The 22,799-nt window shown below is 71.4% G+C and carries 24 protein-coding genes; 12 read left to right on the top strand and 12 right to left on the bottom strand.

Translation table 11 applies throughout. From position 1 onward, the window contains the following. Positions 1–50: 50 nt before the first annotated feature. The gene (locus tag ACVNF4_RS08975) at positions 51–629 is read right to left on the bottom strand and encodes a DUF5134 domain-containing protein (RefSeq protein ID WP_461802170.1); all 579 of its coding nucleotides are present in this window, start codon (positions 627–629) and stop codon (positions 51–53) included. Positions 630–935: 306 nt separating this feature from the next. Between ACVNF4_RS08975 and ACVNF4_RS08970 the strand changes: the two genes are divergently transcribed. Continuing rightward, positions 936–3,509, top strand: a complete 2,574-nt coding sequence (locus ACVNF4_RS08970) for a carbohydrate-binding protein (protein ID WP_461802169.1) — start codon at positions 936–938, stop codon at positions 3,507–3,509. Positions 3,510–3,516: 7 nt separating this feature from the next. Here the strand turns inward: ACVNF4_RS08970 and ACVNF4_RS08965 are convergent, their stop codons facing one another. Both ACVNF4_RS08965 and ACVNF4_RS08960 read right to left on the bottom strand, forming a co-directional pair. Then, the gene (locus ACVNF4_RS08965; protein ID WP_461802168.1) at positions 3,517–4,281 is read right to left on the bottom strand and encodes a VOC family protein; all 765 of its coding nucleotides are present in this window, start codon (positions 4,279–4,281) and stop codon (positions 3,517–3,519) included. A 395-nt stretch (positions 4,282–4,676) separates the two neighbouring features. Beyond that, complete coding sequence (locus tag ACVNF4_RS08960) at positions 4,677–5,069, bottom strand: VOC family protein (RefSeq protein WP_461802167.1); 393 nt, start codon at positions 5,067–5,069, stop codon at positions 4,677–4,679. 90 nt (positions 5,070–5,159) lie between these two features. Here ACVNF4_RS08960 and ACVNF4_RS08955 point away from each other — a divergent pair, with 90 nt between their 5' ends. Continuing rightward, positions 5,160–5,699, top strand: coding sequence for a GNAT family N-acetyltransferase (locus ACVNF4_RS08955; protein ID WP_461802166.1), 540 nt, complete (start codon positions 5,160–5,162; stop codon positions 5,697–5,699). Positions 5,700–5,900: 201 nt separating this feature from the next. Here ACVNF4_RS08955 and ACVNF4_RS08950 read toward each other — a convergent pair whose 3' ends face one another. After that, entirely contained in the window at positions 5,901–6,569 is a 669-nt protein-coding gene (locus ACVNF4_RS08950) for a glycerophosphodiester phosphodiesterase (protein WP_461802165.1), read from the bottom strand. A 263-nt stretch (positions 6,570–6,832) separates the two neighbouring features. On the opposite strand from ACVNF4_RS08950, the gene ACVNF4_RS08945 reads away from it, so the two are divergent. The 4 genes from ACVNF4_RS08945 to ACVNF4_RS08930 all read left to right on the top strand — a co-directional run bounded on the left by ACVNF4_RS08945 (position 6,833) and on the right by ACVNF4_RS08930 (position 10,781). Then, complete coding sequence (locus tag ACVNF4_RS08945) at positions 6,833–8,230, top strand: DUF6421 family protein (RefSeq protein ID WP_461802164.1); 1,398 nt, start codon at positions 6,833–6,835, stop codon at positions 8,228–8,230. Between the two features lie 56 nt (positions 8,231–8,286). After that, positions 8,287–9,033 carry an SDR family NAD(P)-dependent oxidoreductase gene (locus tag ACVNF4_RS08940; RefSeq protein WP_461802181.1) on the top strand — a complete coding sequence of 249 codons (747 nt, stop codon included), beginning with the start codon at positions 8,287–8,289 and terminating at the stop codon, positions 9,031–9,033. Continuing rightward, positions 9,030–10,100, top strand: a complete 1,071-nt coding sequence (locus ACVNF4_RS08935) for a threonine aldolase family protein (protein ID WP_461802163.1) — start codon at positions 9,030–9,032, stop codon at positions 10,098–10,100. Before ACVNF4_RS08940 ends, ACVNF4_RS08935 begins: the two co-directional genes overlap by 4 nt. An 87-nt stretch (positions 10,101–10,187) precedes the next feature. Continuing rightward, positions 10,188–10,781, top strand: a complete 594-nt coding sequence (locus ACVNF4_RS08930) for a transglutaminase domain-containing protein (RefSeq protein ID WP_461802162.1) — start codon at positions 10,188–10,190, stop codon at positions 10,779–10,781. On the opposite strand, the gene ACVNF4_RS08925 is transcribed toward ACVNF4_RS08930, so the two are convergent. The 4 genes from ACVNF4_RS08925 to ACVNF4_RS08910 form a co-directional block, all read right to left on the bottom strand. Next, the gene (locus ACVNF4_RS08925; protein ID WP_461802161.1) at positions 10,725–11,141 is read right to left on the bottom strand and encodes a hypothetical protein; all 417 of its coding nucleotides are present in this window, start codon (positions 11,139–11,141) and stop codon (positions 10,725–10,727) included. The genes ACVNF4_RS08930 and ACVNF4_RS08925 overlap by 57 nt on opposite strands. Before the next feature lie 14 nt (positions 11,142–11,155). Continuing rightward, complete coding sequence (locus tag ACVNF4_RS08920; protein ID WP_461802160.1) at positions 11,156–11,980, bottom strand: GAF domain-containing protein; 825 nt, start codon at positions 11,978–11,980, stop codon at positions 11,156–11,158. An 86-nt stretch (positions 11,981–12,066) separates the two neighbouring features. Further along, complete coding sequence (locus ACVNF4_RS08915) at positions 12,067–12,795, bottom strand: lysophospholipid acyltransferase family protein (protein ID WP_461802159.1); 729 nt, start codon at positions 12,793–12,795, stop codon at positions 12,067–12,069. Between the two features lie 214 nt (positions 12,796–13,009). Further along, positions 13,010–13,426 carry a DUF4395 domain-containing protein gene (locus tag ACVNF4_RS08910; protein ID WP_461802158.1) on the bottom strand — a complete coding sequence of 139 codons (417 nt, stop codon included), beginning with the start codon at positions 13,424–13,426 and terminating at the stop codon, positions 13,010–13,012. A gap of 75 nt (positions 13,427–13,501) precedes the next feature. Between ACVNF4_RS08910 and ACVNF4_RS08905 the strand changes: the two genes are divergently transcribed. The 4 genes from ACVNF4_RS08905 (at position 13,502) to ACVNF4_RS08890 (ending at position 16,820) form a co-directional block, all read left to right on the top strand. Next, the gene (locus ACVNF4_RS08905) at positions 13,502–13,915 is read left to right on the top strand and encodes a TlpA family protein disulfide reductase (protein ID WP_461802157.1); all 414 of its coding nucleotides are present in this window, start codon (positions 13,502–13,504) and stop codon (positions 13,913–13,915) included. Between the two features lie 196 nt (positions 13,916–14,111). Continuing rightward, a complete protein-coding gene (locus tag ACVNF4_RS08900; protein WP_461802156.1) occupies positions 14,112–14,621 on the top strand; it encodes a flavin reductase family protein in 510 nt (169 codons plus the stop codon). 221 nt (positions 14,622–14,842) lie between these two features. Then, a complete protein-coding gene (locus ACVNF4_RS08895; protein ID WP_461802155.1) occupies positions 14,843–15,631 on the top strand; it encodes an electron transfer flavoprotein subunit beta/FixA family protein in 789 nt (262 codons plus the stop codon). 226 nt (positions 15,632–15,857) lie between these two features. After that, entirely contained in the window at positions 15,858–16,820 is a 963-nt protein-coding gene (locus tag ACVNF4_RS08890) for an electron transfer flavoprotein subunit alpha/FixB family protein (RefSeq protein WP_461802154.1), read from the top strand. A 70-nt stretch (positions 16,821–16,890) separates the two neighbouring features. On the opposite strand, the gene ACVNF4_RS08885 is transcribed toward ACVNF4_RS08890, so the two are convergent. Further along, complete coding sequence (locus ACVNF4_RS08885) at positions 16,891–17,826, bottom strand: endonuclease/exonuclease/phosphatase family protein (protein ID WP_461802153.1); 936 nt, start codon at positions 17,824–17,826, stop codon at positions 16,891–16,893. A gap of 243 nt (positions 17,827–18,069) precedes the next feature. On the opposite strand from ACVNF4_RS08885, the gene ACVNF4_RS08880 reads away from it, so the two are divergent. Beyond that, positions 18,070–19,347, top strand: coding sequence for a DUF6986 family protein (locus ACVNF4_RS08880; protein ID WP_461802152.1), 1,278 nt, complete (start codon positions 18,070–18,072; stop codon positions 19,345–19,347). Between the two features lie 57 nt (positions 19,348–19,404). Here the strand turns inward: ACVNF4_RS08880 and ACVNF4_RS08875 are convergent, their stop codons facing one another. The 3 genes from ACVNF4_RS08875 to ACVNF4_RS08865 form a co-directional block, all read right to left on the bottom strand. Continuing rightward, on the bottom strand, positions 19,405–19,791 hold the full coding sequence (locus tag ACVNF4_RS08875) for a VOC family protein (protein ID WP_461802151.1): 387 nt from the start codon (positions 19,789–19,791) through the stop codon (positions 19,405–19,407). Between the two features lie 86 nt (positions 19,792–19,877). Continuing rightward, a complete protein-coding gene (locus ACVNF4_RS08870; protein ID WP_461802150.1) occupies positions 19,878–20,678 on the bottom strand; it encodes a hypothetical protein in 801 nt (266 codons plus the stop codon). 214 nt (positions 20,679–20,892) lie between these two features. Beyond that, positions 20,893–21,942 carry a LacI family DNA-binding transcriptional regulator gene (locus tag ACVNF4_RS08865; protein ID WP_461802149.1) on the bottom strand — a complete coding sequence of 350 codons (1,050 nt, stop codon included), beginning with the start codon at positions 21,940–21,942 and terminating at the stop codon, positions 20,893–20,895. Between the two features lie 221 nt (positions 21,943–22,163). Here ACVNF4_RS08865 and ACVNF4_RS08860 point away from each other — a divergent pair. Then, positions 22,164–22,799, top strand: a 636-nt coding sequence (locus ACVNF4_RS08860; RefSeq protein WP_461802148.1) for an ROK family protein, incomplete at its 3' end; no start/stop codon positions are given.

Below are 22,799 nucleotides of genomic sequence, written 5' to 3'. Positions count from 1 at the left end.
CCGTGGGCGATGCATCATGGGTGACACCTTGCCGGGCCGCGGGTGGTGCCTCACATCGTGATCAGCATCGCCAGCATCCCGATCCCCATCGACAGCCGGCACGCCCGCGCCAACTCCGGCCGGTCCCCCCACCCCGAGCCTCCGCTGTCGGCGCCGCCCCCGCCCGAGGTCACCCCCACCGGAACGAGCCGGGCGCCGGACGTCAGCACGTATGCCGTGAAGTAGACGAGGAGGGCGCCCGTGAGAAGCGGCACTCCCGAACTGCCGTGCGTGTGCACGTGCGGCGGCGAGAGGGCCATGGCCGCAGCCATGTAGACCATCGCCAGCGTCCCGACCAGGTGATGCAGATGGTGCCCACCCGTGCGCGCCGCACGTGGTGAACGCATTGCCCACAGCGAGTGCGCCGCAGCCGCCCCGAACACTGTCAGGTACACCGGCCACGCCCACCCCGGCGGGGTGAACACCCCGGCAGGCACCGCCATCGCGGCCATCCCGAAGCCCATCACCGCCTCACCGCCCGCGGCCTGCCGCTGTTTCTCGTCGGTGCTGCGCATCCGCAGGAGGCAGTAGGCCCCTGTCGCCGCGCACAGCGCCACCAGGAACCAGCCGAGCGAAGCCGGTGCGTGCATGTGCACCTCCCTGTGCGGTGTCGTGTGCGTCGGGCGTCTCGGTGCCTTGATGCTGTGACCGGGGCGCGCTTTCTGTACGAGGAGAGCGATGCCCGCCGTGGGCGGCGCGCATGCGAGCGCAGAAGTGCATGTGGGGGCGTGAAGTGGATCGCTGACGCGCCGGGTGGAAGTGTGCGGCCAACCGTTGACGCGAGCCGTCGCCCCTCCTTACGTTCGACCAGGTCAATTCGAGAAACCGATCATTGTTCGACATCTCGGACAACCGAGACGCCCGCACGCCGAACCACCCCGCTCCGGAGGAACCCCGTGTCAACCGAACCCGCACCCGACACCCTCCTCGTCGACCTGGCCACCGGCACCGGCCCCTTCCACGGCGGCGCCAGCGGCACGCTCTACGGCGTGTACGGCGACGGCGTGCCCAGTCGCAACCTCATCGAGGGCATCGCGCTGCGCACGGTGTCGACCAAGGCCCAGGACGGAGTCCAGCACCCCGGCGCCGACGCCCTGGAGATCCTCCCGTCGTTCGTCGAGGCGGGCGGCAGGGAAATCTACGTCTACATCCCCGACATCTACCGGGGCTTCCCCTACGAGTGGCCCGGCGCGACCGGCCCCGAACGCCTCGCCGACCTCAAGGACCGCGTCCGCCGGCAGGTCGAACTCGCCCTGACCCTCGGGGAGTCGCGCTCCCACCTGGTGTACGTCCCGTTCAACGAGCCCGAAGGCAACATGTTCGGCGACGGGGAGTTCAGCCACGACGGCGTCTCCTGGCGCACCGACCCGGCCGCCTACTTCACGGCCTGGCGCGAAGTCCACGCCCTGATCAAGGGGCTGGACCCCGAGGCGAGGATCGCCGGCCCCAACACCTGCCTCCTCTACGACGAGGTCCGGGGCTTCCTGGAGTTCGCCAGGGACGCGGACGTCGTGCCCGACGTGATCACCTGGCACGAACTCTCCTCGCCCGACGAGGTGCGCGGCGCCGTCGCCAAGTACCGTGCCCTGGAGCGCGAGTTGGGCATCGGGCCGCTCCCCGTCAACATCAACGAGTACGCGCACAACTACCACCTCTCGGTCCCCGGCCAGATGATCCAGTGGATCGCCGCGATCGAGGAGTCCAAGGTCGACGCCGACATGGCGTACTGGAACATCGCCGGGAACCTCAACGACTCGGCGGTCGGCGCCAACCGGGCCAACGGCCAGTGGTGGCTGCTGCACGCCTACGGCACCCTCACCGGCGACACCGTCCAGGTCACCGCACCCCACCCCGACGTCCAGTACACCCTCCAGGGCGTCGCCGTCCTCGACCGTGCACGCCGTCAGTCCCGCGTCCTGTTCGGCGGTGGTGAGGGCGCCGCCGAGATCGCCGTCACCGGCATCGACCCCGCCGTCTTCGGGACGGCCGTCCACGCCCGGCTGGAGGAGATTCCCTGGACGGGACAACTCGGCGCCAGCGCGCAGCCGTTGCGCCTCCTGGACACCGAACTCCCCGTCACCGACGGCCGGGTGGTCCTCCCGCTGGCCGGTCTCGACGCGATGTCCGCCTACCGGCTCACCCTCTCGCCCGGCGGAGGCGGCGCGACCCTGCTGCCCGCGTCGACCGGGTGGCGGGCGTCGTACGAGGCGCAGGACGCGGCGCACAGCGGGGAGGGGTGGACGAGGAACGGGCCCGAGGGGTCGCCCGCCGATGTCGGGAAGTTCGCCACCTCCGGCGGCTATCACGTGGGCGGCCTGCGCACCGGGTCCGATGTGGTGCTGAGTTTCGACGTCGAGGTGCCCGCCGACGGGGAGTACGACGTACGGATCTACGCGAACTCCTACAACAAAGCCGACCTCGTCCGTGAACTCGGCCCCACCAACGTCTACTTGCGGGTGGACGGCGAGCAGCCCCGCGAACTGCTCCTGCCCGTCGGCTACCAGTGGGCCGTCTGGGGCCGCACCGACACGCGCGTCACCCTCACCGCCGGCCGTCACACCCTCACCCTCGCCGCCCACGACCCCGATCTCGGCACCACCAAGGGCGACGCGGTGATCGACCGCCTCGACCTGAGCCTGTGCGAGAGGCACTCCAGTGAAGTCGCCGTGTACGAGGCGGAGTTCGCCGCCCTCGGTGAGGGTGCCCGCACCGACTTCACCAACCCGGGCGCCTCGGGCCCCGGCGCCGTCGTCCTGAGCCGGGGCGGCAGTGTCACCTTCTGGGTGCACGCCGAGAGCGCGGGCGAGGCCGGAGTCGCCGTCGAGCTGCTCGGTGGCGGGGAGGGGCGGCTCGCGGTGGACGGCGAGGACGTCGGGGAGCTGCGCGACGGCGTCGTCCCGCTCTTCCTCGGCGGTGGGGTGAACCGGGTGACCGTGACCGCCGTCTCGGAGCAACTCGTCGTGGACCGGCTGGTGTTGAGCGCCTCGACCGGGCGGCTGCCTGCTGTCATCTACCAGGCGGAGGAGGGGGAGCTGACCGGGACCGCCAAGGTGACCGGCGCCTACCCGTACGCCTCGGGCGGCAAGGCCGTCGACGGGGTCGGCGGTGGTGCGGGGAACACGCTCACGCTCACCGTCACCGCCGAGCGCGCCGGGCGGCACGCGCTGACCTTCCGGTACTCCAACGGCGAGCAGGCGCCGTCGACGCACTACAACCCCGACCCGCTGTGCAGGCACGTCGACCTGGCGGTCAACGGGGAGGCGGTGAAGCGGGTGCTGTTCCCGACCACCTTCCACTTCAACAACTTCGACGACCTGTCGGTCCCGGTCACCCTCAGGGAGGGCGCCAACACCCTCACCTTCACCGCCGACGAACTCCCGGACTTCGACGGGGAGTCGCGCAACGCCTACGGGCAACGCTCCGCCTACGCGCCGGTGTTGGACAACGTGACGGTGACGCCGCTGGCCTGATGAGGCGTCAGTCCGCCATGTCCTGGTAGACGCCGAACACGCCGCCCTGCGGGTCTCTGAGCACGGCGATGCGACGAGGTCCGCCGGGGATCGTCATCGGCGCCATCAGTGTCGTACCGCCCGAACTCCCGGCGGTGGACGCCGCGTTGTCGACGTCACGCACCGCGAAGTAGGGCATCCAGTGCGGGGGCACCTCGGGCGGGAAGCTGTCGTCCATGGCCATCATGCCGCCGAAGTCCTCGCCGCCCACGCCGAGTTGGGGGTAGCGGGCGGAGGGGCGGACGGTCCAGCCGAAGACGGCCGTGTAGAAGGACTCGGCGCGGTCCGTGTCACGGGTGAGGAGTTCGACCCAGCCGAGGGCGCCGGGGGAGTTGAAGACGTCGGCGCCGGGGAAGCTTCGGCCCTGCCAGAGCTGGAAGACCGCGCCGCCCGGGTCGGCGGCGACCGCGAAACGGCCGAGGTCGAACACGTCCATCGGCCCGAGGAGCACCCGCCCGCCCGCCTCGCCGAGCAGGCGCGCGCTGACGTCCGCGTCTGTCACCGCGAACGACACGTTCCAGGCGACCGGCTGCCGGGGCTGGTACAGCGGCGTCAGCGCGGCCACGGCCGCCTCGCCGAGGTACGCCATGGTGTAGCCGCCGGCCTCCTCGCGGGGGTCCGTCTCGGTCCGCCAGCCGAACAGGCCACCGTAGAACCGTTTCGCCGCCTCCAGGTCGCTGGTGCCCAGCTCGGTCCAGCAGGGCCCGCCGGGCACGGGGACGTCGAGCTTCATGCCGTTCCTCCCAAACCCCCGAAGGACCCCCTCCCAGCACGCTAAGCCCGCACCGGTGCCGCGGCCATCCGGGAAGCCGGGTCCCTGCCCCGGCCGTCCGGAAGTCGGCCCTGCATCTGGTTGCTCGGGAGGCCAGGCTCGCACCCCGGCTGTCCGGGAAGCCGAGCTGTGGGCCCCACGGCCCGGGAGGGGATTCCGGTCCCGGGCCTCGGGCGCCCGGAGAGAGCCGGCCCACTCCTTGACGGTCCGAGAAAGCCCGGCTCGCCCCCTGGCATGGGCCCGTTCCGAGCCCTGACCGTCCAGGAGCGTCGGCTCTCCGGGACGCCGAGCACCCGCTCAGCCCGCTGTCGGCCGCCCAAGGATGTCCCGGCCCGCCTCCCAGCCGCTCCGCCCCCTCAGATCCCCGGCCGATACCGGATCGGATGGTCCCCCGGCACCTCCACCAGCACGATCGGCGTCCCGTCCGGATCGGCGATCCACATCTCGACCAGCCCCCAAGGCTCCTTCACCGGCCCCCGCACGATCGCCACGCCCTTGGCGACCAGCTCGTCGTGCGCCGCCGCCACATCCGCGACCTGCATCCACAGCCGTGTCTCGGGATCCCGGGGCGAATCGGTTCGCCCGGCGATCTCCAGGAACCCGCCGCCGAGGAAGTAGACCGTTCCCCGCTCCGGCCCGGTGCCGAACTCCCGGTAGACGCCGAGGCCGAGCTGCTCGCCGTAGAAGCGGCGGGCTCGCTCGGGGTCGGCGGGGTGGAGGAGGACACGGCTGCTCAGTACATGCACCATGTCTGCGCACCCTACGGGAGAGCTAGGCTCCGGGGACACACGGCGCTTTCAGCACGTCAGCACCCCCAGCACCTCGGAACGGACCCCGCAATGGCGACCACAGAGACGGACCTGGCCTACCGCGATGCCACCGACGACGACGTGGACGCCCTGGTGTCACTCGTCGAGTCGGCCTACCGGGGCGACTCCAGCAGGGCCGGCTGGACCACCGAGGCGGACATCCTGGACGGGCGGCGCACCGACCCCGAGGGCGTCCGGGAGGTCATCGCGAAACCGAACGGCCGGCTCCTCGTCGTCGAGCGCGCCGGCACCGTCGTCGCCTGCTGCCAGCTCGAACACCGGGGCGAGCACGCCTACTTCGGGATGTTCGCGGTCAGCCCGGAGCGCCAGGGCGAGGGCCTCGGCAAGCGGATCATCGCGGAGGCCGAACGGCAGGCGCGCTTCAGCTGGGGCGTCACCGAGATGCACATGACCGTGATCTCGGTGCGGGACGAACTGATCGCCTGGTACGAGCGGCGCGGCTACCGCCGCACCGGCCGCACGACCCCGTTCCCGTACGGGGACGAGCGCTTCGGCATCCCGCGCCGCCCGGGACTGGAGTTCGAGCTGCTGGTCAAGCCGCTGACCTGAGCGACGACTCGGCGGCCGGACCCGCCGGATTGGCCGGACCCCCGGAGCCGCCGGACCCGCCGGACCCGCCGCCCCCCGAATCCTCGGAGTCGGCGGACCTGCCGACCCCCCCTGGAGTCGCCGGACCGGCCGAACCCTCGGCGTCGCCGAACCCACCGAGCCGATCGAAACCCTGAACGATTCGATCAGCTCTCCGGCGGCTCAACTCCCCTTGATCTCCGGGTAGTCCGTCGTCACCCCGTCCAACTCGAAGGCGCGGGCCAGCCGCAGCTGGTCCTGGGTGTTCACCACCCACGCGAGGACGCGCAGGTCGTGCTTGCGGGCGTGCTCGACCGTCTCCAGCGTGAGGCGGCGGATGTTGAGGCAGAGTGTGCGCGCTCCCACGTCCACCGCGCGGTCGGCGATGTCGGCGCCGTAGCGCCCGCCGATCAGCGCCGTGCGCACGCCGGGCACGAGCCGGGTGATCTCGGCGAGCGCCTGGTCGTGGAACGACGACACCTCGACCCGGTCCACCAGCTCCCGCTTCAGCATGACCTCCGCCAGCGCCTGCGCGCCGTGCGCGTCCTTGATCTCCGCCTGGAGCGGCAGCGAGACCGCGTCGAGAGCCTCCTCGAAGGTCGGGACACGCTCCCCGCGCCCCGCGTCGAACGCCCGCAGTTCCCGGAGCGTGTGCTGGCGGACCGGTCCGCTGCCGTCCGTCGTGCGGTCGACGTCGGCGTCGTGCATCACCACCAGCTCGCCGTCCGAGCTGAGATGCAGATCCAGCTCGATCCCGTCGAGCCCCGCCTCCTGCGCCGCCACGAACGACCGCAGCGTGTTCTCGGGCTCGACCCCCATCACCCCGCGATGTCCCATGGTCACGAACTCCAAGGCCGCTCTCGCTCTCCGTCGACGCCAGTGCGCCTCGCAGCCTAGGCCCTGCGGCCACCTTCCCGCCGCCTCGCCCCGGACCGGGCGGGCGCCGGGACGGATACCCGGCGGTCGGCGGAACTCACCGCGCTCGCCGTGTACGGCAGGAAAAACTTCTGTGACCATGAGGGTGCGCAGGATAATTTCCCGAGCTTCTTCTTGCTCGCGGAAACGCCCTATGCATACGGTGTCCTTACGCGAGGTTCTCCCGTGGAGGATGGGACATGACAGAGATTCTTGAGCGGGCGACGGCGGGTACGGGGCTTCCTTCCGAGGTCAGGGTGGTCGAGCAGGCCGCGTGGCCGGTGCTGAAAGCCGCAGTCGAGCGCATCCGGCCCTGGCAGTCGGCGAACGGCTCGATCGACTTCGACGCCGAGGGCGCCCCGACGCACACCGAGGCGGAGCGCGCCGTGCGCGAGGTGATCGCGGCGGTCGAGGAGCTGTCCCCGCTGCTGCCGCACGACGCGGCCTACCACCGCGCCCTCGTCGCCGACCTCACCGCCTGGTCCGAGGGCGGTTTCCCGGTCCCCGACTTCCTGGACTCGCTGCTCGCCTTCCAGCCGGCCGCCGACCGCCGCGACGGCCTCCAGCACCTCGTCGTGTTCCCGATGTACACGCAGAACGGCAACCCGGACCGCAACGTCGAGGCGGTCGTCCTGCGCATGGTCTGGCCCGACTGGCTGGCCGAGCTGGAGCGCACCCGGTACGACAACCCGCTGTTCTGTGGGATCACCTTCGAGGACTTCACCCCGGGCTACGACACCAACTCGGCCGTCCTCTTCCCGGAGACCATCGCCGTCCGCGAGGCGCCCCAGCGGTTCTCCTGGGGCGGCATCTTCTGCGACCGCGAGGCCGCCCGCTTCCGCCGCGTCACCGACGCCACCGTCGACCTCCTGGACATCGACCTGCCCGAGGACGTCGCCGCGATGGTCCACGACCAGAAGCGCTGCGAGGAGGCGTTCGTCCTGTGGGACATGGTCCACGACCGCACCCACAGCCACGGCGACCTGCCCTTCGACCCGTTCATGATCAAGCAGCGCCAGCCGTTCTGGATGTACGGCCTCGAAGAACTCCGCTGCGACCTCACCGCCTTCAAGGAGGCCGTGAAGCTCGACGCGGACGGCGTCCCGCAGGCCCGCGACGTGCAGTACGCGGTCCTCTTCGACCGCATGTTCCGCTTCCCCGTCACCGGCGACCGCGTCCGCAACTACGACGGCCTCGGCGGGCAGCTCCTCTTCGCCTACCTGCACCGCAACGACGTGGTGCGCTGGACGGACAACAAGCTGCACATCGACTGGGAGCGCGCGCCGAAGGTCACCAACGACCTGTGCGCCGAGATCGAGAAGCTCTACAAGGACGGCATCGACCGCCCCAAGCTCGTCCACTGGTTCGCCGGGTACGACCTGGTGGCCCGCTATCTCTCTCCGCACCCCGCGTCCAAGTGGGCCAAGGGCCCCGACGCCCTCGACCTCTCCCAGCCGCCGCGCAAGCTGGTGGACGACGTGCTGCCGGACGAGTTTCCGCTGAGCATGTTCTATGAGGCACTGGCGAAGAAGCTGAAGAGTGTGATCGCCTCTTCCAAGGGGATCACCGCCGCCGACGTGGAGCAGATGGCCGCGTGAGCGACGGCGCGCTGGTGGACGGCAAGAGTGTGGACGACAAGAGCGAGGCGAGAGATATGGGCAACGGCACGCTGAGCGGTGCGGTGATCGTGGTCGCCGGTGCCGGCGGGCCCGCCGGGCGGGCGACGGTGATGCGGCTGGCCGAGGCGGGGGCCACCGTCGTGGCCGCCGACAACGACGCGGAACGCCTCGCGGCGGCCGTGGACGCGGCACGGTACGCCCACGGCGGCGCGCGGGTCGTCGGCGACACCGTCGACCTGCTGGACCTGGAGAGCACCCGGTCCTGGGCCGAGCGCACCGAGAAGGAGTTCGAGCGCGTCGACGGCGTCGTCCACCTCGTCGGCGGCTGGCGCGGCAGCGAGACCTTCACCAAGACCAGCCTCGACGACTGGGACTTCCTGGAGCTGCTGCTCATCCGCACCGTGCAGCACACCTCGCTGGCCTTCCACGAGGCGCTCCAGCGCAGCGACCGAGGCCGGTACGTCCTGATCAGCGCGGCCGGCGCGAGCGCCCCCAGCGCGGGCAACGCCGCGTACGCCGCGGGCAAGGCCGCCGCCGAGGCGTGGACGCTGGCCCTCGCCGACTACTTCCGCAAGGCCGGCGGCGAGGGCGGCCCGACCTCCGCCGCCGCGATCCTCGTCGTCAAGGCGCTCGTGCACGACGCGATGCGCGCCGAGCGGCCCAACGCCAGGTTCGCCGGCTTCACCGACGTCAAGGAACTGGCCGAGGCCGTCGCCGGTGTCTGGGAGCGGCCCGCCGCCGAAGTGAACGGACAGCGCCTGTGGCTCACCGAGCAGCCGTGAACCCGCCGAGGACCGACGCCCGCCGCCACCACGACCCCGGGGTCCGGGGCTTCGCCAGCGACAACTACGCGGGCGCCCACCCCGAGGTGATGGCCGCCCTCGCGCTCGCCAACGGCGGCCACCAGGTCGCCTACGGCGAGGACGACTACACCGGGCACCTCCAGTCGCTGATCCGCAGCCACTTCGGCGCCACCGCCGAGGCGTTCCCCGTCTTCAACGGCACCGGCGCCAACGTCGTCGCGCTCCAGGCCGTCACCGACCGCTGGGGTGCCGTGATCTGCGCGGAGAGCGCCCACATCAACGTCGACGAGGGCGGCGCACCCGAGCGCATGGGCGGCCTGAAGCTGCTCACCGTCCCCACCCCGGACGGCAAGCTCACGCCCGAGCTGATCGACCGGCAGGCGTACGGCTGGGACGACGAGCACCGGGCGATGCCGCAGGTCGTCTCGATCACCCAGTCCACCGAGCTCGGCACCCTCTACACGCCGGACGAGATCCGCGCGATCTGCGACCACGCGCACGCGCGCGGGATGCGCGTCCACCTCGACGGGTCCCGGATAGCCAACGCGGCGGCCTCCCTCGACGTCCCGATGCGGACGTTCACCAACGCCGTCGGCGTCGACATCCTCTCCCTGGGCGGCACGAAGAACGGCGCCCTGTTCGGCGAGGCGGTCGTCGTGATCAACCAGGACGCCGTGCGGCAGATGAAGCACCTGCGCAAGCTGTCCATGCAGCTCGCCTCCAAGATGCGGTTCGTGTCCGTGCAGTTGGAGGCGCTGCTCGCGAAGGACCTGTGGCTGCGCAACGCCCGGCACGCCAACGGGATGGCCCAGCGGCTCGCCGAGGGCGTCCGCGCGGTGCACGGCGTCGAGATCCTGTACCCGGTGCAGGCCAACGGTGTCTTCGCGCGCCTGCCGCACGACGTGAGCGTCCGCCTCCAGGACAAGTTCCGGTTCTACTTCTGGGACGAGACAGCCGGGGTCGTGCGCTGGATGTGCTCCTTCGACACGACCGAGGACGACGTGGACGCGTTCCTGGGGGCGCTGAAGGAGGAGATGGCGCGCTGAGACGGGTGGGGGTTGCTCGTGCATAGATATGCGTCGACCTGAAAAAGAATTGACGGTCGCGCAGGTGTGTTCCTATGCTCAGCAGGCATGGAGCTGATCCAGAACACCCCCGACCTGTCCGCGTATCTCGCGGCCGACGAGGTCGTCGACCACCATCATCCCGTCGTACGGCAGACCGCCGCCCGGCTCGCCGCGGACGTACCCGACTCGTATGCCTATGCACAGGCCGCCTTCGAGTACGTCCGTGACGAGATCCCCCACTCCCAGGACGCCCAGGACCCCCGCGTCACCTGGCGCGCTTCCGACGTCCTGGAGCAGGGCACCGGCATCTGCTACGCCAAGGCCCACGCCCTCGCCGCCCTCCTGCGCGCCGAGGACATCCCCACGGCCCTGTGCTACCAGCTCCTGCGCTCCGACGACGGCCCCGGACACATCGTCCACGGCCTGGTCGCCGTCCGCTTCAAGGGCGCCTGGCACCGGCAGGACCCGCGCGGGAACAAGTCCGGGGTCGACGCGCGGTTCTCGCTGGCGGGGGAGCGGCTGGCATGGGTGCCGGACACCCGGGAGGGTGAGTTGGATTATCAAACCCTCTACGCGGAGCCCCACCCGGCCGTCCTGGACGCCCTACGCGCTGCTCGCGACCGTGCCGCTCTGTGGCGGATCCTCCCCGCCGCGCTGTGACCGGCGGCTGCGGCGGGCCGCCGCCCACCGTCTGAGCCACACCACGACGGCACACAGCGCCGCGAACCCGGCGCATCCGTAGGCCCACGCGGTCATCCCGTTCAGCGCCGTGACCAGAGCGCAGGCCAGGGCGCCGACGAGAAGGACGACGAGCGAGAACGTCTCCCACCCGAACGTCCCGCTCTCCCGCGCGACCCGCTCGTCGAACTCCTCACCCACCTGCGCCTCGTACTGGTGCAGCGCCTCCGTCAGGTTGTGCACCTCCGAGGCGTGCGGGATCTCCAGAAGGAACGGGTCGGGGGAGGGTTCGCCCCGGCGGCGCCGGGGAAGGCGGAGCCGGAAGCGGCGCTGCATTGCCATCCGGACCTCCGCTCTCAGGCCAGTGCCAGTGTCGCGCCCAGTATGTCGGCCAGACACTGGAGCAGACGGACATGGGCGACGGTCAGATCGGCGGCACCGGGGGCGTCGACAGTAAGTACTCCGAACTCCCGGTCGCCCGCGACCACCGGGACGGCGATGACCGACCGGTACTCGGTGCTGAGCGGCTCCAGGACGCTGACCAGGCCGGTGGCCGTCCCCGCGTGGAAGGCCGTGCGCGGCTGGAGGATGCCGTGCAGGAAGTGGGCGCCGTCCTGGCCGTCGACGACGGGACGGGGTGGCGTCAGCCGGCCCGCCCAGTCCTGGGGGCCGCGGGTGAACCGGTGGTTCGTGCCGGCCTGGTGCCGGTAGAACGCGCTGCGGGCCGTGGGAAGGCCCGCGGAGTCGATGGGGGCCGTCAGCGTCACCGCCCCCGTCAGGACGGACCGGAGGACAACCTTGAGGTCGTCGCGCTGCGCGTCGGTCAACACCGTCGGCGGGGCCGCCCCGGTGGCCGCGTACGCGTCCGCGTGCTCCTTCGCGAGGTGCCCGAGAGGTGTCGACATCTGGGCGAGGACGTTGTTGTAGAGCAGCCGCAGCTGCGCCGCCGTCCGCACCGCCTCGTTGCGCGCCTTGTTCTTCTCGCGCTCGTTGAGGACCGTCTCGCTCGCGGTGACCAGGACGACCAGCACGGCCAGGATCATGCCCAGCCACAGTGCGAGCCCCTGGTAGTCGGACTCGTCGTCACCGGCGACGACGGACGCGGTGAAGACGGCCGCCGCGAGCAGGCTCGACGCGCTCAGCAGCGAGACCTTCAGCCAGTACTTGCCCAGCCAGTTCATCCCGCCCCTGGATACGCCGTGGGGCGGCGCCTGTCGCCACCCGGAGTCAAGGGACGTCCGGGCGGCGGTGCCGGTTCCGGCCGGGGTCAGCCGATCCCGGCGGCCTTCAGCTGCTCCGGCGTCGGCGCCGTGCCGCCCAGGTGGGCCGGCATCCACCAGGTGTCGCTCGCGTTCTTCGGGCGCACCGGGTAGGCGCGCTGAGCCGCCTCCAGAAGCTCCTGCACGCGCTCGCGGACCTGGCGGGTGACGGCGCCCGCGTACTTGTCCTTGGACGCCTCGAACGCCTCGCCGACCCGGATCGTGATCGGGATGTGGCTGCGCTTGAAGTTGCGGGGGTGCCCCTTCGTCCACAGCCGCTGCGTGCCCCAGACGGCCATGGGGACGAGCGGGACGCCCGCCTCCTGGGCGAGCCGCGCGGCGCCCGACTTGAAGCTCTTCAGGGTGAAGGACTGCGAGATGGTGGCCTCGGGGAACACGCCGACGATCTCACCGGCGCGCAGGGAGGCCAGCGCGTGCTGGTAGGCGTCCTCGCCCTGCTTGCGGTCGACGGGGATGTGCTTCATGTTGCGCATCAGGGGACCGGAGACCTTGTGTCGGAACACGGACTCCTTCGCCATGAAGCGCACCAGGCGCTTCTGCGGGAGCGCCGCCAGACCGTCGAAGATGAAGTCCAGGTAGCTGATGTGGTTGCTCACCAGCACGGCTCCGCCCGACCGCGGGATGTTCTCCGAGCCCCGAAGGTCGATCTTGAGGTCCCAGACCTTGAACAGGGTCTGCGCGAGACCGATCGCTGGGCGGTAGACAAGCTCTGCCATGGGTGAGGCGGACCCTTCCTTCACTCGGCCTGGGAAGGGGACTCCCGGCGGGCAAGTTACGCAGCCGTAGGTTTACGGCATGTCGCAGATCGTGCCCCAAGAACGTGCGGCGGGCCAGTCCTGGTTCCTGGCGGAAGCGGAGATTCTTGTCACGTCCGGACCTTGATCGACCTCGGTCTTTGATCTTTTCTTTACTCCGGTCGCCTCTCGCGGTTCACTCCGCGCGGACGGTGACGCGCCGGGCGAGCAGGTACAACTCGCAGCCCAGGCAGTAACCGAACGCCGCGTTGAGGAACGCCGCCGCCAGCGCGAGCCCCGTCGCCGTCAGCCCCAGCCACTGCGCGTCCAGACCGAATCCGGCCAGTCCGACGCCCGCGAACAGTAGTCCGACGGCCTGTGCGAACCTCGGCGGCTCCGGCGCCTCGAACGCGGACGGAGGGCCGAGCCGGGGCCGTACGAAGGTTCTGAAGACCCACCCGTAGGGCGAACGGGCCACTCCGCCCGCCGCGCCCAGCGCGAACACCAGCGTCTGCCAGGCGAGGAGCCGGCCGCTGCCGGTGATCAGGACGACCGCCAGAACGGCGGTCGTGACGGCCGCGCCGAAGCGGGGCCCACGTGCGTCGATGTCCATGAATCCAGCATTCCGCACCGGAAATCCCCTGAGGAGACGGGAATGTTTGCAGTCTCGTGAACGCTTGAGCAGCAGATGACCGGACTCATGGTGTGCGTTGCGGTGCTCGCGGCGGCGAGCGCCTACGGAGTGCTGCACAGGCGGCGCGGCGGGAGGGTACGCGTGCGTGGACGCGACGACGGCAGACGGCTCGACGCCGGCCGGCTCGGCGGCGAACTCGGCGGGCGGGCCACCCTCGTCCAGTTCTCCAGCGCCTTCTGCGCGCCCTGCCGCGCCACCCGCAGGACCCTCGGGGAGGTGGCCGCGATGGTGCCCGGCGTCGCCCACATCGAGATCGACGCGGAGAAGCACCTCGACCTCGTCCGCGAACTCGGCATCCTCAAGACGCCGACCGTGCTGGTCCTCGACGCCGAGGGGCACGTCGTCCGGCGCGCGAGCGGCCAGCCGCGCAAGGCGGACGTCATCGCCGCGCTGGGGGAGGCGGTGTGACGCGGCGGCAGCTCGCGGATGCCGGGACGCCCTTGACTGGACATGCCACCCGTCGTCAGCCTGACGTCATGCCTGAGGAACCCCTTCTCTTCGGACGGGCCCACGTCGACCTGGCCCGGAGCACCGCGAGCGCACGCTGTCCGGGCCGCTGAGCACGCCCGGACCCGCTCGTCACTCCTCTCCGAAGGACCACCCGATGACGGCCTCGCCCGACCTCGCCGCCGCCCAGCTCGCCTCCCCCGACCTCCTGCGCTCCGTCTTCCGGCGCCACGCCGCCGGTGTGGCCGTGATCACCGCCCCCGGCGAGAGCGGCCCCGCCGGATTCACCGCCACCTCCCTCACCTCCGTCTCCGCCGAGCCCGCCCTGCTCTCCTTCGGCATCAGCACCGGCGCCTCCAGCTGGCCCGCGATCTCCCGTGCCCGGCACGTCGGGGTGCACATACTCGGCGAGCACCAGGCCGACCTCGCCGCCACCTTCGCCCGCAGCGGCGCCGACCGCTTCGGCACGCCCACCTCCTGGTACGAGGGCCCCGAAGGGGTGCCCGTGCTGGACGACGTCCTCGCCTGGCTCGTCTGCCGCGTGCACACGCGCGTGCCCGCCGGCGACCATCGCATCGTGCTCGCCGAGGTCGTCCACGGCGACCCCACGCGCGCGGGACGGCCCCTGCTGTACCACCAGGGGCGGTTCAACGCGCTGCGCGACTGAGGCCGCTTCCCCGCCCCCCTGCGGGACCGTCGGGTTCCGGTTACGCTGCGTTGCGAAGGTCACAGTTCAAAGCGCTTGCTTAGCGGGCATGAACTGGTTGTACTGGTGAGTAATATTCTGGACGGAGGCGGGCCGCCCCCGGTCCGGGAACGGCCTCTTCAGGCGCCTATGCTGCCTGGAAGTAGGCAGCCGAGAACTGACGAAGCAGTAGGAGAGCCGGCGTGAGCTTGAGGATCGTTGTCACCGTGAAGTACGTGCCCGACGCCACCGGCGACCGGCACTTCGCCGATGACCTGACCGTCGACCGTGACGACGTGGACGGTCTGCTCTCCGAGCTCGACGAGTACGCCGTCGAACAGGCTCTCCAGATCTCCGAGAACTCGGAGGACGACGTCGAGGTCACCGTCCTCACCGTCGGCCCCGAGGACGCCAAGGACGCCCTGCGCAAGGCCCTCTCCATGGGCGCCGACAAGGCCATCCACGTCGAGGACGACGACCTGCACGGCACCGACGCCATCGGCACCTCCCTGGTGCTGGCCAAGGCCATCGAGAAGGCCGGCTTCGACCTGGTCGTCTCCGGTATGGCCTCCACCGACGGCGGCGGCGGTGTCGTCCCCGCGCTGCTCGCCGAGCGCCTCGGCGTCCCGCAGGTCACCCTGCTCTCCCAGGTGGAGGTCGAAGGCGGCGTCGTCAAGGGCCGCCGCGACGGCGACGCCGCCTCGGAGCAGCTGGAGGCCTCCCTCCCGGCCGTCGTCTCCGTCACCGACCAGTCGGGCGAGGCGCGTTACCCGTCCTTCAAGGGCATCATGGCCGCCAAGAAGAAGCCGGTTCAGTCCTGGGACCTGTCCGACCTCGACATCGAGGCCGAGGAGGTCGGCCTCGACGGCGCCTGGACCAAGGTCGACGAGGCCACCGAGCGCCCGGCCCGCACCGCCGGCACGATCGTCAAGGACGAGGGCGAGGGCGGCAAGCAGCTCGCTGAGTTCCTCGCGGGCCAGAAGTTCATCTAGGGGGTGAGCGGCGCGGGCCGGTTGCAACGCGACCCGCGCCCCTCGGAGTGCTCTGCCTCGCAGGAGAGCAATCCCGTGACTCCGCCCCCGAAGAGGCTTCTCACTCGACTGCGGGACAGCCTCGTGACGGACAAGCCCTGTCCGGTGCCTGTTGGCACGGACGCGAGCGTAGCAGTCAACCAACCTTGCCCCGGCTGAAGTTCGGGGTTCTCGTCCAGGAGTAGTAATGGCTGAAGTCCTCGTCTACGTCGACCACGCGGACGGTGCCGTCCGCAAGCCCACCCTTGAGCTGCTGACGCTCGCGCGCCGCATCGGCGAGCCCGTCGCCGTCGCGCTGGGCAACGGCGCCGCCGACACCGCCGCCGTGCTCGCCGAGCACGGCGCGGTCCGTGTGCTGACGCACGACGCGTCCGAGTACGCCGACTACCTCGTCGTCCCGAAGGTCGAGGCCCTCCAGGCCGCCGTCGCCGCCGTCTCCCCGGCCGCCGTCCTGGTCTCCTCCTCCGCCGAGGGCAAGGAGATCGCCGCCCGTCTCGCGCTGCGCATCGAGGCCGGTCTGATCACCGACGCGACCGACCTGGAGGCCGGTGACGAGGGTCCGGTGGCCACGCAGTCCGTGTTCGCCGCGTCCTACACCACCAAGTCCCGCGCCGTCAAGGGCACCGCGGTCATCACCGTCAAGCCCAACTCCGCCGCCGTCGAGGCCGCTCCGGCCGCAGGCGCGGTCGAGGCGCTCGCCGTGTCGTTCTCCGCCGCCGCCACCGGCACGAAGATCACCGGCCGCACCCCGCGCGAGTCGACCGGGCGTCCGGAGCTGACCGAGGCCGCGATCGTCGTCTCCGGCGGCCGTGGCGTCAACGGAGCCGAGAACTTCCCGATCATCGAGGCCCTCGCGGACTCCCTCGGTGCGGCCGTCGGCGCGTCCCGCGCCGCCGTCGACGCCGGCTGGTACCCGCACACCAACCAGGTCGGCCAGACCGGCAAGTCCGTCTCGCCGCAGCTCTACATCGCCAACGGCATCTCCGGCGCGATCCAGCACCGCGCGGGCATGCAGACGTCCAAGACGATCGTCGCGGTCAACAAGGACCCCGAGGCCCCGATCTTCGACCTCGTCGACTACGGCGTCGTCGGCGACCTCTTCGACGTCGTGCCGCAGCTGACCGAGGAGATCAACAGCCGCAAGGGCTGATCCTCGGGTGGTTCTACGAGGCCCTGTGTCCGGTGTCGCCGGGCGCGGGGCCTCGGTCTTGTGCCGGATGTCAGGCCAGGTCCACGTCCGCGCACACCGGCAGGTGGTCGCTCGGGTACTGGCCCGCGCGCGTGTACGTGTCCGCCCAGGCTCGCCGGGCGCGAATCCCCGGGGTGGCCAGCACCCAGTCGATGCGCCGGCCGTCCGGCACCAGACCCCGGTAGTTGTGGAACGTGCCGAACAGCGGGCCGCGCGTGAGGGCGCTGTCCCAGGTGTCGACGAGGCCCGCGCCCAGGAGCGTGTCGTACGCCTCGTTGCCGTGTGCCGCCGCGTTGAAGTCGCCGATCAGCAGCGCGGGGAGGGCGAGCGCGGTCATCCGCCCGGCGATCAGGGATGCCGCACGCGCGCGTGCGTACTGACTGCGGTGGTCCAGGTGCGTGTTGAGGACGTAGAACTCCCGGCCGGGGCCCAGCAGGTCCCGGAACCGCACCCAGGTGCACATCCGGACGAACGCCGCCCCCCAGGTGTTCGACGCGAGGTCCTCCGGCGTGTCGGAGAGGGCGTACGTGCCGTGCGAGACGGGGCGCAGGCGCGCGGTGTCGTAGTAGACGGCCAGCGACTCGTCCGTCGTCCGGCCTTCGAGCCCCGTGCCGATCCACGCGTACCGGGGGCCCAGGTCGGCGGCGATGTCCAGGATCTGCCCGCGCACGCCCTCCTGGGTGCCCACGACGGACGGCGCCGCCCGTAAGAGCAGTTCACGGGTCACGGGACGGCGCGCGGCCCAGCTGTTGGGCTCCCGGGTGCTGGCGAAACGGAGGTTGAAGGTCATGACCCTCAGCGGGGGGACGGGCTGCACGGGACGCCGCCTCGGGGGCGGCACCGGGGACTCGGCGCGGTCGACGTGGGCCTGAGAGGCCCTCACCGTGCCGAGCAGCGGGACGGCCACGGCCGCCGCCGCCACGGTCCGCAGCCCCGTGCGCCGCGTCACTCCGGTGGTGCCCGTCATGTGCGCCCCCTCCCCCTCGGGGATCAGGATGAGGGTGCGAACCGTCGTGCGAAAGAGGGTCCGGGTGAAGAAGAGGATCAGTGGGGGTGAACCGTTGAGGGGGGCCGCGACGATGAAGGGGTGCGGGGTGGTGCGGGCCGCTTCGTGGACGGGGTGTTGACCGGCGGGGAGATCCGTTGTTGGCTTCCGTCAGTGGAGTGTTGATTCCGTAGAGCGGAAAAGTGGAAGACCGGAGGGCGTGGGATGGGGCAAGGGCATCAGGAGTCGGTCGTGACGAGCCTGGAGCGTGCCGTCGGCGAGGAGATCGGCGCCCGCCTCGCCCCGGTCGACGCGGAACTGGCCCGCCGCTACCCGGGCGACCCCGGCACCCGCCAGCCCGTCCACACCGTCTACGTCCCCGGTGACGCCTTCGCCGCCGACACGATCCGCGCGTGGGGCGACGCCGCGCTCACCGCCCTCGACGAACACGCCCCGGACGCCGCCTCCTTCGCCGCCGTCCTCGGCCTCGCAGGCGACCTCGCCGAGGACGTCCACACGCGCGTGCGCGCCAAGCTGGAGCGCGAACCGGTGGAAGACCTGCGGATCGACTTCGAGGACGGCTACGGCCCCCGCCCCGACGCCGAGGAGGACCGGCACGCCGCGCGGGCGGCCCGCCTGGTCGCCGCCGCGCACCGGGACGGCACCGCCGCGCCGTACACCGGTATCCGCATGAAGTGCATGGAGGCCGCCGTCCGCGACCGGGGCATCCGCACCCTCGACATCTTCCTCAGCGGCCTCATGGAGGCGGGCGGGCTGCCCGAGGGACTCACCCTCACGCTCCCCAAGGTGACCTACCCCGAACAGGTCACCGCCATGGTCCGGCTCCTGGAGGCGTTCGAGAAGGCGCGCGGCCTTACCGCCGGGCGGATCGGCTTCGAGATCCAGATCGAGACCAGCCAGGCCGTCCTCGCCGCCGACGGCACCGCGACCGTCGCCCGCATGATCGACGCCGCCGAGGGCCGCGCCACCGGCCTGCACTACGGCACCTTCGACTACAGCGCCTCCCTCGGCGTCTCCGCCGCCCACCAGGCCAGCGACCACCCCGTCGCCGACCACGCCAAGGCCGTCATGCAGGTCGCCGCCGCGGGCACCGGCGTCCGCGTCTGCGACGGCTCCACCAACGTCCTGCCGGTCGGCCCCACCGAGCAGGTCCACGACGCGTGGCGCCTGCACTACGGGCTGACCCGGCGCGCTCTCGCCCGCGCCTACTACCAGGGCTGGGACATGCACCCCGGGCACCTCCCCACCCGGTACGCCGCCGTCTTCGCCTTCTACCGCGAGGGGTACGCCCAGGCCGCCGCCCGCCTCTCCCGCTACGCCAGCCGCACCACCGGGGACGTCATGGACGAACCGGCCACCGCGAAGGCACTCAGCGGGTATCTGCTGCGCGGGCTGGACTGCGGGGCGCTGGACGCGGGGGAGGTGGCGGGGGCGAGCGGGCTCACGCGGGAGGAACTGGAGGGGTTCGCGGGGCGGCGGTGAGGGAGGCATTCAGAGGGAGCGGCGCTGGAACTCGGCCTGTTCAGGTGCCGTCGAGGGCTACTCCTCGTTGCCGTACGGGCGGGTGATGATCTCCATCGCGTGCCCGGACGGATCCATGAAGTACAGGCCACGTCCGCCGTAGAGGTGGTTGATCCGGCCCGCGCGCGGGGTGTGCGGATCGTCGAAGTACTCGATCCCCGCCGCCTCGATCCGGGCGAAGGCCGCGTCGAACTCCTCGTCGGAGACGAGGAAGGCGTAATGCTGCCTGGTGATGGACTCCGCCGGCACGGTCAGGAAGTCCAGCGTCACGCCGTTCGCGGTGTCGACGGGGAGGAACGGACCGAACTGCGGACCGACCTCAAGACCGAGGACGTCCGCGAGGAAGTGGGCCGACTTCTCCTGGTCCACAGAGTGCACGATGGTGTGGTTCAGTTCGACAGACATGTGTGGATTGCCTCCGCAAGGCAGCCTCACGGGCGCCTCCATGCCGCACCGGGACGGTGACCGGCACGCGACGCCGTACTTCGACCCTAACTCGGCGGCCCTCCCGGCGTGATCCGCACGGAAGAGTTCCGGCCGCGCCGCCTCGGTGCGGTCAGGTGCTCCAGGCCGGACGCCGTGACCAGCTTCTCCTCCCTCAGCAGCCGGGTCCCCCGCTCGCACAACTCCGCGTCCGCCCGCGCCCGAGCACAGAACTCCTCCGGGGACTCGCCGAACAGCCGCCTCAACCCGGCCGACCCCTTGAGGAGTTCGGAGATCAGCGTGCGCTGGTCGACGTGGCGGCGCGGGGTGCCCGTGCCGTCGTGCAGGACGCCGTGGCGGTTGACGTACACGTAAGTTCCCGGCAGCCCATGGCCGTTCTCCAGCACCACCCTGAACTCCGGCTCGGGCAGCGGCACTCGGGCGTAGTTCCCCTCGGGAGAGTCCGCGCCCTCGCTGGCGTCCACCACCCTCAGCTGCTCATCGTCCAGCCAGATGACGAACAACTCCCTGCCGGCGCCCGGGGCGTGGACGGGCGACGCGGAGACGTACCCCATCCGGCTCACGTGCGCCGAGACGCCCACATCGAGGCCGGTGACCTTCGCCTTCGTCATCGGGACGGGGGATGCGATCCCGAACTCGTCCATCTTGTGCCGGAGTTGGGCGGGGCAGGCGTTCGAGCCGACGGCCAGGACCGGGGTGCGGTCGGGGTGGGTCAGGCGGTCGAGGGGGAGGAGGCGGTCGCCTTGGAGGAGGGCGGAGGCGGGGGGCCAGGGGCCGGGGTAGGTGAGGGGGTGGTCTCGGGGGGCTTGGGCCAGGCCCAGGGAGGTGAGGGTGGGGGGTGGGGGCATGTGGGGTTTCATACAGCATGTGGGCGGGGGTGGGTGGTAGGGCCTCACGTATCACGCAGTGCTTGCTGTCCCGCGCGGCTCCGATGCATCACACATCATTCATCACACAGCGCACGCTCCCTCGTGCGGCCCCGCTACATCACACATCACGTGCCGCCCTGTGCGGCCCCGCTACATCACACCCCACACATCACACCCCACACCCCACCCCCCCTCACTCCTCCGGCGCCAGCTCCCCCGACCCCCGCGTGATCAACCGGGTCGGCAGCACGATGCGCTCGGGAGCCGTGTACCCCCCTTCGAGTTGCTGGAAGAGGCGTTCCGCAGCGGTGCGGCCGATGATCGCGGCGTCCTGGGAGACGACGGTGACGGCGGGCTGGAGGAGGTCGGCGAGTTCGAGGTCGTCGAAGCCGACGAGGGCGACGCGTCGGGAGTGTTCGGCGAGGACGCGGATGACGGTGACGGTCACCCGGTTGTTCCCGGCGAAGATCGCAGTGACCGGCGAGGGCCCCGACAGCATGCCCTCGGCGGCGCGGCGCACCCGCTCGGGGCTGGTGACGCCGAGGGACATCCAGTCGTCCTCGGCGGCTATCCCGGCGTCCTCCAGGGCGGCCCGGTAGCCGCGCAGGCGCTCGGCGGCCGTGTGGATGCGGGGCATGTCGCCGATGAACCCGATGCGCCGGTGGCCGTGCGAGACGAGGTGGGTGACGCCCTCGCGGGCCCCGCCGAAGTTGTCGGACAGGACGCAGTCGGCGTCGATCCGCCCGGCCGGTCGGTCCACGAACACCGTCGCGACGCCCGCCTTGATCTCCGGCTCCAGATAGCGGTGGTCGTCGCCCGCCGGGATCACCACGAGCCCGTCCACCCGCCGCGCGCACAGCGCCAGCGCCAGTTCCTGCTCCCGCTCGGGGTCCTCGGCGCTGGAGCCGTTGATCAGCAGCGCGCCGTGCGAACGGGCGACCTCCTCGACCGCGCGGCTCAGCGGGCCGTAGAACGGGTCGGCGAGGTCCTCCAGGACCAGCCCGATGCTCGCCGTGCGCCCCTTGCGCAGGACCCGCGCGCTGTCGTTGCGGCGGAAGCCGAGAGCCTCTATGGCCTCCTGGACGCGCCGCTCCGTCTCGGGGGTGACGCCGGGTTCGCCGTTGACCACGCGGGAGACGGTCTTGAGGCCGACTCCCGCGCGCGCGGCGACGTCCTTCATCGTGGGACGGGTGCCGTAGCGGGCGGCGGTGAGGGGGGCGGCGCGTCGGGGCGTCTCTGGCACGATGCGGGGTCCTGTTCCTGTCGGCCTCGGGGGTACGGCGATGTCCGGGTTTGCGGGGGGTCGCGCGATCCCTGGGGTTGTATGAGGATGTGGCGTCGAGCATAGAGCCTGGACAACGTTGTCAGATGCGGAGACACTGTCCCTCACCTATCACGGTCCGCGTCCCCCACCGCCGGACCGGCAAGCGTATTTCGTCGGTCGATCCGGGGAGAACCGAGACTTTGACGCACACCGACCTCGTGGCCGCGCTCGACATCGGCGGCACCAAGATCGCCGGAGCCCTGGTGGACGGCGACGGCACGATCCTGGTCCGCGCCCAGCGGCCGACTCCCGCGCGGGAGAACGGCGAGACAGTGATGGGCGCGGTGGAGGGCGTGCTCGGGGAGCTGACGTCGTCGCCGCTGTGGGACCGCGTGCGCGGTGTCGGCATCGGCAGCGCGGGTCCCGTGGACGCCTCCGAGGGCACGGTCAGCCCTGTCAACGTGCCCGGCTGGCGCGGGTTCCCGCTCGTCGCGCGGGTGCGCGCGGTCACCGGTGACCTGCCCGTCGAGCTGATCGGCGACGGGGTGGCGATCACGGCCGCCGAGCACTGGCAGGGGGCCGCGCGGGGGTACGACAACGCGCTGTGCATGGTCGTGTCCACCGGGGTCGGCGGCGGCCTCGTCCTGAACGGCCGGCTGCACCCCGGGCCCACCGGGAACGCCGGTCACATCGGGCACATCTCCGTCGACCTCGACGGCGACCCCTGCCCCTGCGGTGCGCGCGGCTGCGTCGAACGCATCGCCAGCGGCCCCAACATCGCCCGCCGCGCCCTCGACAACGGCTGGCGCCCCGGCATCGACGGCGACACCACCGCC

The sequence above is a fragment of the Streptomyces sp. S6 genome (assembly GCF_054880855.1).
The sequence above is the reverse complement of the archived record's forward strand: the minus strand, read 5'-3'. Positions and strand labels throughout refer to the sequence as shown.